Raw genomic sequence first — 11,836 nt, 5'->3', positions numbered from 1 at the left:
GGACTCGAACCCGCGACCTCCGGCGTGACAGGCCGGCACTCTAACCGACTGAGCTACGCCCGCTTGACGTCCCGCCCCGTTTCCGGCGGTGTCGGGGGTGTAGGTTCAGCGCCCGGGGCTGTCAAGCAATCCCCGAGCGCATTCGGCCGGGAATTTCCGGTCCCGCCTCGGTCGCGCGATGGAGCCCCGAGAGGCGGCATTGAAACCGCGTCGCTTTTCTGTCATAGCCCGCTCGCGTTGAACCGCCCGGCCGATCGGGCTGCCGTGGCGGTTCGTGCTGCTCCATCAGAAGCATCAACCGAGCGCATTTCTTCGATCCAGCCGGATCGGAGCCGCTGCGCGTTCAGGAGAGCCAAATGCCCAAGCTGAAAACCAAGTCGGGCGCGAAGAAGCGCTTCAAGATCACCGGAACCGGCAAGGTCATGTATGCCCAGGCCGGCAAGCGCCACGGGATGATCAAGCGGACGACGAAGCAGATCCGCAACCTGCGCGGCACCACCACCCTGTTCGAGGGCGATGCTGCCAACGTGAAGAAGTACTTCCTGCCCAACAGCCGGTAAGCCTTCACGACGCCGACACTGCTTTTTTCGTAATCCAGGAGAACTCCCATGGCCCGCGTCAAGCGCGGCGTGACCAGTCACGCGAAGCACAAGAAAGTCCTCAAGGCCGCCCGTGGTTATTACGGCCGCCGCAAGAACACGATCCGGATCGCCAAGCAGGCGGTCGAGAAGGGCATGCAGTATGCCTACCGCGATCGGAAGAACAAGAAGCGCACGTTCCGCGCCCTCTGGATCCAGCGCCTCAACGCCGCGGTCCGTGAGCATGGCTTGACCTATTCGCGCTTCATCAACGGCCTGTCGAAGTCCGGCATCGAGGTGGACCGCAAGGCCCTCTCGGAGCTCGCCATCCACGAGCCCGCCTCCTTCGCCGCCGTGGTCGAGCTGGCCAAGGCCGCCCTCCCGGCAGCCAAGGCCGCTTGAGTTAAGGCCGCCTGAGGCGAGCCCGGCTCGCCCAAGCCGGGCGCTCTTCTTCACGAAAGGCGCGGCGCCCCCGGGGAGCCGCGCCTTTCGTCTTTGTGCCCGACGATCCGGGGTTTTCGGCCCCCTGCCGCTTGCGTTGCGGCCGGGGACCGGGAAAACCCTCGCCCCGATGCCGATCGAGCCCGCCCGGTCCCGCGAGGGGCGGCGCCGCAGCCGGTGAGTGGAACCGATGACCGATCTCGACACCCTCGAAGGCGACCTGCTCTGTCAGGTCGCGGACGCCGCCGACGAGGCCGCCCTCGACGCCGTGCGCGTCGCGGCGCTCGGCAAGAAGGGGTCGGTCTCCGAACTCCTGAAGACCCTCGGGGCGATGACCCCCGACGAGCGCAAGGCGCGCGGCCCCCTCATCAACGGCCTGCGCGACCGGGTGCAGGGCGCGCTCACGGCCCGGCGGGACGCCCTGGCGGAAGCGGCCCTCGCCGCCCGCCTCGCGGCCGAGCGCATCGACGTGACCCTGCCGGTGCGCGAGGCGCCGGAGGTGCGCGGCCGCGTCCACCCGATCAGCCAGGTCATGGACGAGATCACGGCGATCTTCGCCGACATGGGCTTCTCGGTGGCGGAAGGGCCCGACATCGAGACCGACGACTACAACTTCACCGCCCTCAACTTCCCGCCCGGCCACCCGGCGCGAGAGATGCACGACACCTTCTTCCTGGCCCCCGACCGCAACGGCCAGCGCAAGGTCCTGCGCACCCACACCTCGCCGGTGCAGATCCGGACCATGCGGTCGCAGCAGCCGCCGATCCGGGTGATCTGCCCGGGCCGGACCTATCGGCACGATTCCGACCAGACCCACACGCCGATGTTCCATCAGGTCGAGGGGCTGGTGATCGATAAGGCGGCCAACATCGCCAACCTGAAATGGGTGCTGGAGGAGTTCTGCCGCACCTTCTTCGAGGTCGAGGCGGTGAAGATGCGCTTCCGCCCGTCGTTCTTCCCCTTCACCGAGCCCTCCGCGGAGGTGGACATCCAGTGCTCGCGCAAGGGCGGCGAGATCCGTTTCGGCGAGGGCACGGACTGGCTCGAGATCCTCGGCTGCGGCATGGTCCACCCCAACGTGCTGCGCAATTGCGGCCTCGATCCCGACAGCGTCCAGGGCTTCGCCTTCGGCGTCGGCATCGACCGGATCGCGATGCTGAAGTACGGGATGCCGGACCTGCGCCCCTTCTTCGAGGCGGACGTGCGCTGGCTCGACCATTACGGCTTCCGGCCCCTCGACATCCCGAGCCTGGTGGCCGGGCTGACGGGCTAATCCCCAGCTTTCGCGCGCCGGCCCCGGCCGGACGAGACCTTTTCTTTCCTGTTCGGCGCCGGCATCCCGCCCACCTGGGAGCCTCGGACGCCAGGGGATTCAAGCGATGAAACTCACCCTCTCCTGGCTCAAGGATCACCTCGACACCGAGGCGTCCCTCGACACCGTGGCCGAGACCCTGACGCGGATCGGGCTCGAGGTCGAAGGCATCGAGGACAAGGCCGCCAGCCTGAAGCCTTTCGTGATCGCCCGCGTGCTCACCGCCGAGCCGCACCCGAACGCGGACCGCCTGCGCGTCTGCACGGTGGACGCCGGCACCGGACAGCCCGTGCAGGTGGTGTGCGGCGCGCCCAACGCCCGCGCCGGGATGAAGACGGTGTTCGCCCCCCCGGGCACCTACGTGCCCGGCCTCGACAAGACCCTGGCGGTGGGCACCATCCGGGGCGTCGAGAGCCTCGGCATGCTGTGCTCGGGCGCCGAGCTCGGCCTCGGCGACGAGGCCAGCGGCATCCTCGACCTGCCCGCGGATGCGCCCACGGGCCAGCCCTACGCCCTTTACGCCAAGCTCGACGACCCGGTGGTGGAGATCAACCTCACCCCGAACCGGCCCGACTGCACCGCCATCCACGGCATCGCCCGCGACCTCGCGGCGACCGGCCTCGGCGATCTCAAGCGCCCGCCCCAGCCGCCGGTGCGCGGGGAGGGCGCCTGCCCGGTGCCCGTCACCCTCGATTTCGCGGCGCCCGACGCGGGCCTCTGCCCCTACTTCACCCTGCGCCTCGTGCGCGGCGTCAAGAACGGCCCCTCGCCGGACTGGATGCAGGCGCGCCTGCGAGCGCTCGGCCTGCGCCCGATCAACGCGCTCGTGGACATCACCAACTACCTGACCTTCGACCGCGGCCGGCCCCTCCACGTCTTCGACGCCGCAAAGGTGGCGGGCGGCCTCGTGGTCCGCCGCGCCCGCGACGGCGAGACCCTGAAGGCCCTCGACGGCAAGACCTACGCGCTGACCGGCGACACCGTCGTCATCGCCGACGACAAGGGCGTCGAGTCCATCGGCGGCATCATCGGCGGCGAGGCCTCCGGCTGCGACGACGGGACCACCGACGTGCTCATCGAATCGGCCCTGTGGGACCCGGTGAACATCGCCCAGTCCGGCCGCCGCCTCGGAATCATCACCGACGCCCGCTACCGCTTCGAGCGCGGCGTCGATCCGGCCTTCACCCTGCCGGGCCTCGACCTCGCCACCCGCCTCGTCCTGGAGATCTGCGGCGGCAGCCCGAGCCAGCCCGTGATCATGGGCGAGCCGCCCCAGACCGAGCGCGTCATCGACTTCCCCTGGACCGAGACCCGGCGTCTCGCCGGGATCGAGCTCTCCCGAGCCGAGATGAAGGTCACGCTGGAGGCCCTCGGCTTCCACGTCGCCGGCTCGGGCGACCGGGTGAAGGTGCTCACCCCCTCCTGGCGGCCGGACGTCGAGGGCAAGGCCGATCTCGTCGAGGAGATCATCCGCATCGCCGGCCTCGACCGCATCGAGCCCAAGCCCCTGCCGCGCATCGAGGCGGCGGTGGGCAAGCCGGTGCTGACCGTGTTGCAGAAGCGCACGCGCCTCGCCAAGCGGGCGCTGGCCAGCCGCGGCCTCGTCGAGGCCGTGACCTGGTCGTTCATTCCGCACGACGACGCGGTCCTGTTCGGCGGCGGGGGCGCCGACCTCGCCCTGGCCAACCCGATCGCGGCCGATCTCTCCGACATGCGCCCGAGCCTCGTGCCCGGCCTGCTGCGCGCCGCCCAGCGCAACGCCGACCGCGGCAGCCCGGACGTCGCCCTGTTCGAGGTCGGCCAGTGCTTCGCCACCGATCAGCCGGAGGGGCAGACCATCCGGGCCGCTGCCATCCGCCGCGGCACCGCCACCCAGGCGGGCGCGGGCCGGCACTGGGACGGACGCACCGACGGCGTCGATGCCTTCGACGCCAAGGCCGACGCCCTGGCCCTGCTCGCCGCCTTCGGCATTCCCACCGGCGGCCTGCAGGTCGTGGCCGGCGGCCCGGACTGGCTGCATCCCGGCCGTTCCGGCACCCTGCAGTTCGGCCCCAAGAACCCGGTCGGGTTCTTCGGCGAGGTCCATCCCCGCGTGATGAAGGCCCTCGACCTCAAGGGCCAGCTCGTCGCCTTCGAGATCACCCTCGACGCGGTGCCCCTGCCGAAATACCGTCCCACCAAGGTCAAGCCGGTGCTGGCCCTGTCGGACTTCCAGCCGATCTCCCGCGACTTCGCCTTCGTGGTCGGCCGCGACGTGGCGGCCGGGGACGTGGTCAAGGCCGCGCAGGCCGCCGAGCGCAAGCTCATCGCCGGCATCGACGTGTTCGACCTCTACGAGGGCGTCGGCATTCCGGAGGGCGCGAAGTCGGTGGCGATCGCGGTCCGCCTTCAGCCGGTGGACCGAACCCTCACCGATGCGGAGATCGAGGCCGTCAGCGCCCGGATCGTCGCCGAGGTCGCGCGCAAGACCGGGGCGACCCTTCGCTCCTGACAGGAGAGACCACCCATGCTCGATGCGGACCTCGTCGCCGCCCTCTCGGCCGCTAAGTACCTCCCGGCGCCCGAGATGCGCGCGGCCCTGGCGGAGCCGGATCGCATCGCCGACGCGGTGCTCGCGGTCCTCGATCGGGCCGCCCGGGAGCCGGACCTGGAGGAGGCCGAGGCCGACCTCCTGTTCTGGGGCCTGCACGTCCTCGCCGCGGCCCGGGACAGCCGGGTCTACCGGCCGCTGATCCGGCTGCTGGCCCTGGACGGCGAGACCCTCGACATCCTCCTCGGCGATGCGGTGACGACGACCCTGACCCGGATCCTCGTCAGCGTCTTCGACGGGGACGCGGCTCCCCTCGGCGCCCTGCTGGTCGACAGCACCGTCGACGACGCCGTACGGAACGAGGCCTTCGCCGCCCTGGCCTACCTGACTCAGACCGGCCGCATCCCGCCCCAGGAGACCCACGACCTCCTGGTTCGCTTCGACGACAAGCGGGCCGCCGTCGAGGGCGACCTCGCCTGGGCCGGCTGGGAGGAGGCGATCGCCCTCCTGGGCTTGCGCGACCTGGGGGGACGCGTCCTCGCCGCCCGCCGGGACGGGCGGCTCACCGAGTCGAACAGCGACCCGACCTGGTTCCCCAGGGCCCTGCGCGAGGCGGAGGCGGAGGGCGACGACCTCGGCCGCTTCGATCCCCTGCGCTTCGGCCCCCTCGAAGACCCCCTGGCGGACCTCGCCTGGACGGCGGAGGGCTTCCGCCAGCCGGTGCGCAATCCCCTGAAGCACGTCGGCCGCAACGACCCGTGCCCCTGCGGCAGCGGCAAGAAGTTCAAGAAATGCTGCCTCGACAAGGCCGTCGCCTGACGGGGGCTCGCGGAGCGGATGGCGCCGCGACCACGCGGGCGCGCCGCCGCGGTCCGGTCCGGTGCAAGAACGGAACCCGGAAATCCACCTTGGTTAATCCCGGGCCCGCGCAATGCTCGCATGGTCAGGCCCCTTTTTAATCCCTGCCGAACCGAACAAAATACCAGCATAGCCCGGTGCGATTCCGGCGTTTCAGCCTGGGCCGGCCCTTGTGCGGGGCAGCGTGACCGAACATATTTCGCCCTGAGGCGTCGCTTGGCGCCAAGAGGTCCTGTGCGTGAGCCTCATTCCGAAATCACACGCTGAGAGAGCTTCCAAGGGAAACTCCCATGGCATTCGATAACAGCCCCTTCCGGTATGGCGCCCAGCCGACCGGGTACGCCGGCAGCCAGGTCGAGATCGACCAGGGCCTGCGGACCTTCATGCTCGGCGTCTACAACAACATGGTCATCGGCCTCGGGATCTCCGGTCTCGTGGCGCTCGGCCTCAACATGGCCGCCGTCGCGCAGACGGCGACCGGCCGCGTCGCCCTGACGCCGTTCGGCCAGCTGCTCTACACCAGCCCGCTGAAGTGGGTCGTCATGCTGGCGCCGCTCGCCTTCATCTTCATCTTCTCGATGCGGATGGAACGGATGTCCGCGGCCTCGGCGCGCCTGACCTTCTTCGCCTTCGCGGCGGTGATGGGCGCCTCGATGTCCTCGCTCCTGCTCGTCTTCACGGGCGCGAGCGTGGTGCGGGTGTTCTTCATCACGGCGGCGACCTTCGGCGGTCTCAGCCTCTATGGCTACAGCACCAAGCGCAGCCTGTCGGGCATGGGCTCGTTCCTGATCATGGGCCTGATCGGCCTCATCATCGCCTCGCTGGTGAACATCTTCCTCGCCTCTTCGGCGCTTCAGTTCGCGATCTCGGTGATCGGCGTGCTGATCTTCGCGGGCCTCACCGCCTACGACACGCAGAAGCTCAAGGAGATGTTCCTCTACAGCGGCGCCGATGCCGAGGGTGCGGCCAAGTTGTCGGTGAACGGTGCCCTGACCCTGTACCTGGACTTCATCAACATGTTCCAGATGCTGCTCTCGCTGCTCGGCGACCGTCGCTGAGCGAACCCGGTCTCTCGGAGGCGTGACGAAAAGGCCCCGGCGGGACACCGCCGGGGCCTTTTTCATGGGCTAAGTGCCGGGGCCCGGTCGCCATGCGGGCGCGATCACACCGCCCGCAGCGGTGGCTCCAGGACGGCCAGGACGCGGGCGAGGTCGGTGCCGCGCTTCATCACGAGGCCAGAGGCCGCCACCACAGCGTAGGCGCCCTGGCGCCGGGCGAGCTTGGGGTCCTTTTCGACCCGGTAGAGGGGCATCTCGGAGCTGCGCCGGTAGATCGAGAACACCGCCTTGTCGCGCCGGAAATCGAGGGCGTAGTCGCGCCACTCGCCCTGCGACACCATCCGTCCGTAGAGGTTGAAGAGAACGCGCAGTTCGGCGCGGTCGAAGGCGATCTGGGGCTGCACCGGCGCGGTCGGGAAGGGGATGACCCGGGCGGCGGCCTCGGGCGATCGCGAATCGGCACCGGTTCTCTCGCTCATCGTCACTCCTGTCCCGGATTGATCCCTCATGATGGTGCTGGGCTCTCCTCGCGGCAAGGGCGGTTGCTCCCGCTCGGCACGGACACACATCACCACGATTTCGCCGCCATGAGGCCCAGCGTCGGCCTTGATGGAGAGTGACACCTGTGGCCGAAACTTCGTCGATCCCGTTCCGGCGCGGCGTCCGATCTCCACGGCTCCCCAGCTCTTCGGACGGCGCCCGATTCGGCGGGACTGGCACTCCAGAGGTTTCGAGACCCAAGGACTTCAGGCCGCCTCTTCGGAGCGCGGCCCTTTTTTTGGCCCGCGCCCGCGGAACGGATGCCGGCGCGGGCCCGTCCCTCGGTGATCTACCCGACAGAACCCGCGATCCTGCGAGGCACTTCTCCACAAAGTAGCCGAGGCGAGGACAGCGAGGCACCCGAGTGGCGCGCTATTATTTCGACATTCACGACGGCCGCGCGTTCGTCCCGGATCCGATCGGCCAGGATTGCGTCGACGCCGACCATGTCCGCCGCGAAGCGATGCGTGCCTTGCCGGAGATCGCGCGGGACGCGATCCCCCGGCGCGGGGCCGATGCCCAGGCCTTCAAGGTCGTCGTTCGCAACACGGACAGCGCGGCGGTCTACACCGCGACCCTGACCTTCTCGGGCTCGTGGGTGAGCCCGGGGGAGCGGCCGGACGAGCCTACGCCGTGAGGGCCGGATGCCGGCCGGCGGCGGCTTCGTCGCCCTGGCGCCGGTGCCGAGGAGGCGGCCGGAGCGTCGGATCCCGGCAGGTTTCGTGCGGCAGGTCTCGTGTGGCAGGTCTCGTGTGGCAGGTCTCGTGTGGAAGGTCTCGCCCGACAGATCTTGCGTGACAGAACTTGTGCGAAAACTCTGCCGCGCGGAGAAACTCCGTCTATGAAGGGGTGAATTTACCGCCGGGGACGGGTCGTGGTCAGCTTCGATGCCGAGTTTCGCCAGACGCTCGCGACCCTGTTCGCCTGGCGCCGCGACGTGCGCCGGTTCCGGACCGATCCGGTGGACGAGGCGCTGCTGCGCGGCTGCCTCGATCTCGCCTGCTTCAGTCCGTCCGTCGGCAACAGCCAGCCCTGGCGCTTCGTGCGGGTCGCGGAGCCGGCGCGCCGGGCCCGGGTGCTCGCCAGCTTCGAGCGCTGCAACGCCGCCGCCGCCGAGGCCTACGCGGCCGAGCAGCGGGAGGCCTATGTCCGCCTGAAGCTCGCCGGCCTGCGCGAGGCCCCGGTCCATCTCGCGGTGTTCTGCGACGAGGCCACCGCCACCGGGCACGGCCTTGGGCGCGCGACCATGCCGGAGATGCTGCGCTACTCCGTGGTTACCGCCGTCCAGACCTTCTGGCTCGCCGCCCGGGCCCATGGCCTCGGCGTGGGCTGGGTCTCCATCCTCGAGCCCGGCACGGTCTGCGAGATCCTGGAGGTGCCCTGCACCTGGAGCCTCGTCGCCTATCTCTGCGTCGGCTTTCCCGTGGAGGAACACGAGGACCCGGAACTCGTACGCCATGGCTGGCAGCAGCGCCTGGGCACCGGAATGCCCCTGATCGAGCGCTGACCCTCCGGGACCTGACAGAGTCAAGGAAGTCCGAAGGCGAAGCGCGAGCTTTGTTGGGATTTCGCGGGCCGTGCTTTACCGCGCTGCCGGAATCCTGCGTATTGTCCGCGCTCCTCTGCTTCGTTTTACCGGAACGAGAACCTGCCTGCGCGCTTGATGCTCGGGCAAAGGGTCACGCTTTCGGAGAGACAGGTCATGGTTCGGCACGGCACGGTTCACCCTCGCGCAGGGGCTGCGGCGGTCCTTGGCGCTGCCCTCGGGGCGTCTCTCCTGGGGGCACCCGCCCAGGCCCGGGAGGTCGTGGCCTTCCACGACGGCGTGATGCCGGGCTCGATCATCGTGCGCACCACCGAGCGCCGGCTCTACCTCGTCAACGGCGACGGCACCGCGATCCGCTACCCCGTCGCGGTCGGCAAGCCCGGCAAGCAGTGGAGCGGCGCCACCCAGATCGACGGCAAGTACGTGGAGCCGGCTTGGTCGCCGCCGCGGGAGGTCAAGCGCGACAACCCCCGTCTGCCCGCCGTCATCGCCGGCGGCTCGCCCTCCAACCCGATGGGCGTCGCGGCGATGACCCTGGCCGGCGGCGAGTACGCCATTCACGGCACCAATCGGCCGAACTCGATCGGCACCTACGCGTCCTACGGCTGCATCCGGATGTACAACCAGGACATCGCCGACCTCTACGAACGCGTCTCGGTGGGCACGCAGGTCTACGTCACCCGCTAGCGTTCATCGGGAATCCGGGGAAACCGGTTCTCCCGAAAAGACAAACGGCAAGACAGGGCTCTCGGACCGGATACCCGCGCGACCTCGACACGACCGCGCGGGTCTTCCATGGGGTTGTTAGCGCGCCGGCGGCGCCGTCGCTTCGACGGCCGTGAAGGCCTCGAGGATATGGTAGGTGTGCTCGGCGCCCTCCGGCACCAGCCAGGAATCGCCGGGCTCGAGGAGCACCGTCTCGCCCTCGACGATCAGCTCCGCCCGGCCGGCGATCACGTAGCCGACCGTCTCGTAGGGGCGCTTGGCCATGGGCTTGTCGGCGCTGGGCGCTTCGTCGCGCCACATCCGCATCGCGACCACCTGCCCGCGGGCCAGGGCGACCTCGCCGTGCGGACCCGCGCCCGCAGTCTTGCTCGAAACCTTGATCGCCATCGTCGTGCTCCTTGGCGTGTGTCCGTGGCCGGAACAACGGGAGGGGATCGCCGCCGTTCCGGCGACGAAACGCCCTCGGAGTTTGTCAGGGATCAGTGGAAACCGGTGATCCCGGAACGACGAACGACGAGAAGGACCTCGCGGGTCCGTCAGGTTCGGGATGAACCCGACAGAGTCTAGAAATCGACGGCGATGCCCTTGATCTCCCAGTCGTCGTAGCGCACCGGCTCCAGGCCGCCCCGGCCCTGTCGCTCCCGCTTCGCCGCGATCGCGGCGGCATGGGCATCGATCGCCGCCCGCCGCTCCGCCGCCTCCGCCAGCGCCCGCGCCGCCTCCGGCGTCAGAGCCCGGCCCTTGACCGGAGCCTCATCCGCAGCGTTTTCCGTCGGTTCCGGGCTGGTCATGGCTTGCATCTCGGTGTCACGGGTGGAAGGGCATCGCAGGGAGGCCCGCCGTGCGCGGGCTCATGCTTCAGGAAGTGGCACTCATGGCGACACGCCGCAACACGGATGCGCCGACGGCGCCGATCGATCGCGGCGTCGCCGGGCTGGCCGCCCGTCAGGTCGCGCACAGCGCGGTGGCCGACCTCATCGGCAAGACCCGCGGCTTCGCCCTCGAGGATGCCCTGGCGCAGGCCAGCCGGAACGCAGGCCTCGACGCCGCCGATGCGGGCCTCGCCCGCGCCATCGCCACCGCGACCTTCCGGCGCCTCGGCTTCCTCCGCCGGGTGCTCGCCGCCCGCATGTCGCAGGGGCTACCCGAGGACCAGCCACGCCTCGTGGCGCTCCTGGCCACCGGCGCCGTCCAGATCCTCGATCTGAACGTCCCCGACCACGCCGCTGTCGACCTCGGCGTGCGCCTCGCCAAGGCCGATCCGCAGCTCCAGCACCTGTCCGGCCTCGTGAATGCAGTCCTGCGCCGGATCGTGCGCGAGCGGTCCGAGATCGTGGCCGATCCCGGCGATCCCCTGGCCGACAACACCCCGGACTGGCTCGCCCGACGCTGGCGCGCCGCCTACGGCGAGGAGACGGCCCGCGCTATCGCGGCGGCGCATCTCCAGGGCGCGGCCCTCGACATCACGGTGCGGGGTTCGGCGGCCGAATGGGCAGAACGCCTCGGCGGCGTGGCCCTGCCGACCGGCAGCGTGCGCCTGCACGACATCCACGCCGCCGTCGCGGACCTGCCGGGCTATGCCGAGGGCCAGTGGTGGGTGCAGGACGCCGCCGCGGCCCTGCCGGCCCGGCTCCTCGCCGTCCGCCCCGGCGAGCGGGTCGCCGATCTCTGTGCCGCCCCCGGCGGCAAGACCGCACAGCTCGCCGCTGCGGGGGCGTCCGTGCTCGCCGTGGACCGGTCGAGCCCTCGTTTGGAGCGCCTGTCGCAGAATTTCGCCCGGCTCGGATTGGAGGCGGAGATCCGGGTCGGCGATGCCCTGGCACTGACTGACGACGGGGCCTTCGATGCCGTTCTCCTGGATGCGCCCTGCTCGGCCACCGGTACCCTGCGGCGGCACCCCGACGTGGCCTGGACCAAGACCGAGAGCGACATCAGTCGCCTGATCGGCCTGCAGAAACGCCTGTTCGACAAGGCCGCCGCCCTGGTGCGCCCCGGCGGACGCCTCGTCTACTGCACCTGCTCCCTGGAGCGGGAGGAGGGGGAGTATCAGGTCGCGACCTTCCTGACCCGCAACCCGGATTTCGAGCGGGTCCCCGTCGAGGCCTCCGAACTCGGTGGCCTGTCGGAGCCGATCGATGCCGCCGGCGACCTGCGGACCCTACCCGCCCACCTCCACGGCACCACACCGGATCGAAGCGGCGGTCTCGACGGCTTCTTCGCAAGCCGGCTGCGCCGAAAGACCTGAGC

Annotated in this window: 13 protein-coding genes; 10 read left to right on the top strand and 3 right to left on the bottom strand. The window is 70.1% G+C overall.

Annotated elements, in window-relative coordinates; all coding sequences use genetic code 11:
- Positions 1 to 356: 356 nt before the first annotated feature.
- From rpmI to ASF18_RS07530, 6 genes are all read left to right on the top strand, one after another.
- Positions 357 to 560: a 50S ribosomal protein L35 gene (rpmI, locus tag ASF18_RS07555; protein WP_018044555.1), complete on the top strand. Its 204-nt coding sequence runs from the start codon at positions 357 to 359 to the stop codon at positions 558 to 560.
- Between the two features lie 48 nt (positions 561 to 608).
- Positions 609 to 980, top strand: coding sequence for a 50S ribosomal protein L20 (rplT, locus tag ASF18_RS07550; RefSeq protein WP_055955353.1), 372 nt, complete (start codon positions 609 to 611; stop codon positions 978 to 980).
- 229 nt (positions 981 to 1,209) lie between these two features.
- Positions 1,210 to 2,292, top strand: a complete 1,083-nt coding sequence (pheS, locus tag ASF18_RS07545) for a phenylalanine--tRNA ligase subunit alpha (RefSeq protein ID WP_056350543.1) — start codon at positions 1,210 to 1,212, stop codon at positions 2,290 to 2,292.
- A 106-nt stretch (positions 2,293 to 2,398) separates the two neighbouring features.
- On the top strand, positions 2,399 to 4,822 hold the full coding sequence (gene pheT / locus ASF18_RS07540; RefSeq protein WP_056350542.1) for a phenylalanine--tRNA ligase subunit beta: 2,424 nt from the start codon (positions 2,399 to 2,401) through the stop codon (positions 4,820 to 4,822).
- Between the two features lie 15 nt (positions 4,823 to 4,837).
- Positions 4,838 to 5,680 carry a DUF1186 domain-containing protein gene (locus tag ASF18_RS07535; RefSeq protein ID WP_056350540.1) on the top strand — a complete coding sequence of 281 codons (843 nt, stop codon included), beginning with the start codon at positions 4,838 to 4,840 and terminating at the stop codon, positions 5,678 to 5,680.
- 329 nt (positions 5,681 to 6,009) lie between these two features.
- Complete coding sequence (locus ASF18_RS07530; protein ID WP_056216778.1) at positions 6,010 to 6,777, top strand: Bax inhibitor-1/YccA family protein; 768 nt, start codon at positions 6,010 to 6,012, stop codon at positions 6,775 to 6,777.
- A 104-nt stretch (positions 6,778 to 6,881) separates the two neighbouring features.
- Here ASF18_RS07530 and ASF18_RS07525 read toward each other — a convergent pair whose 3' ends face one another.
- Complete coding sequence (locus ASF18_RS07525) at positions 6,882 to 7,256, bottom strand: DUF2794 domain-containing protein (RefSeq protein ID WP_056216782.1); 375 nt, start codon at positions 7,254 to 7,256, stop codon at positions 6,882 to 6,884.
- A gap of 425 nt (positions 7,257 to 7,681) precedes the next feature.
- Between ASF18_RS07525 and ASF18_RS07520 the strand changes: the two genes are divergently transcribed.
- The 3 genes from ASF18_RS07520 (at position 7,682) to ASF18_RS07510 (ending at position 9,550) form a co-directional block, all read left to right on the top strand.
- Positions 7,682 to 7,954 carry a hypothetical protein gene (locus tag ASF18_RS07520; RefSeq protein WP_056350538.1) on the top strand — a complete coding sequence of 91 codons (273 nt, stop codon included), beginning with the start codon at positions 7,682 to 7,684 and terminating at the stop codon, positions 7,952 to 7,954.
- A 237-nt stretch (positions 7,955 to 8,191) separates the two neighbouring features.
- Positions 8,192 to 8,824: a 5,6-dimethylbenzimidazole synthase gene (gene bluB, locus ASF18_RS07515; RefSeq protein WP_244472608.1), complete on the top strand. Its 633-nt coding sequence runs from the start codon at positions 8,192 to 8,194 to the stop codon at positions 8,822 to 8,824.
- Positions 8,825 to 9,019: 195 nt separating this feature from the next.
- A complete protein-coding gene (locus ASF18_RS07510; protein WP_056350536.1) occupies positions 9,020 to 9,550 on the top strand; it encodes a L,D-transpeptidase in 531 nt (176 codons plus the stop codon).
- A gap of 117 nt (positions 9,551 to 9,667) precedes the next feature.
- Here ASF18_RS07510 and ASF18_RS07505 read toward each other — a convergent pair whose 3' ends face one another.
- Both ASF18_RS07505 and ASF18_RS07500 read right to left on the bottom strand, forming a co-directional pair.
- Positions 9,668 to 9,976, bottom strand: coding sequence for a cupin domain-containing protein (locus ASF18_RS07505; protein ID WP_056350534.1), 309 nt, complete (start codon positions 9,974 to 9,976; stop codon positions 9,668 to 9,670).
- A gap of 176 nt (positions 9,977 to 10,152) precedes the next feature.
- Positions 10,153 to 10,380: a DUF1674 domain-containing protein gene (locus ASF18_RS07500; protein ID WP_056350532.1), complete on the bottom strand. Its 228-nt coding sequence runs from the start codon at positions 10,378 to 10,380 to the stop codon at positions 10,153 to 10,155.
- A gap of 83 nt (positions 10,381 to 10,463) precedes the next feature.
- Here ASF18_RS07500 and ASF18_RS07495 point away from each other — a divergent pair, with 83 nt between their 5' ends.
- Entirely contained in the window at positions 10,464 to 11,834 is a 1,371-nt protein-coding gene (locus ASF18_RS07495) for an RsmB/NOP family class I SAM-dependent RNA methyltransferase (protein WP_056216800.1), read from the top strand.
- Positions 11,835 to 11,836: the final 2 nt, after the last annotated feature.

It is taken from the genome of Methylobacterium sp. Leaf89 (genome assembly GCF_001422215.1).
Lineage (GTDB): Bacteria > Pseudomonadota > Alphaproteobacteria > Rhizobiales > Beijerinckiaceae > Methylobacterium.
This window is presented reverse-complemented; position numbering and strand designations above follow the sequence as displayed.

Excerpts from the sequence above, each read along its gene's own strand:
- rpmI (WP_018044555.1), top strand. The coding sequence starts at position 357 with ATGCCCAAGCTGAAAACCAAGTCGGGCGCGAAGAAGCGCTTCAAGATC.
- rplT (WP_055955353.1), top strand. The coding sequence starts at position 609 with ATGGCCCGCGTCAAGCGCGGCGTGACCAGTCACGCGAAGCACAAGAAA.
- pheS (WP_056350543.1), top strand. The coding sequence starts at position 1,210 with ATGACCGATCTCGACACCCTCGAAGGCGACCTGCTCTGTCAGGTCGCG.
- pheT (WP_056350542.1), top strand. The coding sequence starts at position 2,399 with ATGAAACTCACCCTCTCCTGGCTCAAGGATCACCTCGACACCGAGGCG.
- ASF18_RS07535 (WP_056350540.1), top strand. The coding sequence starts at position 4,838 with ATGCTCGATGCGGACCTCGTCGCCGCCCTCTCGGCCGCTAAGTACCTC.
- ASF18_RS07530 (WP_056216778.1), top strand. The coding sequence starts at position 6,010 with ATGGCATTCGATAACAGCCCCTTCCGGTATGGCGCCCAGCCGACCGGG.
- ASF18_RS07525 (WP_056216782.1), bottom strand. The coding sequence starts at position 7,256 with ATGAGCGAGAGAACCGGTGCCGATTCGCGATCGCCCGAGGCCGCCGCC.
- ASF18_RS07510 (WP_056350536.1), top strand. The coding sequence starts at position 9,020 with ATGGTTCGGCACGGCACGGTTCACCCTCGCGCAGGGGCTGCGGCGGTC.
- ASF18_RS07505 (WP_056350534.1), bottom strand. The coding sequence starts at position 9,976 with ATGGCGATCAAGGTTTCGAGCAAGACTGCGGGCGCGGGTCCGCACGGC.
- ASF18_RS07500 (WP_056350532.1), bottom strand. The coding sequence starts at position 10,380 with ATGACCAGCCCGGAACCGACGGAAAACGCTGCGGATGAGGCTCCGGTC.
- ASF18_RS07495 (WP_056216800.1), top strand. The coding sequence starts at position 10,464 with ATGGCGACACGCCGCAACACGGATGCGCCGACGGCGCCGATCGATCGC.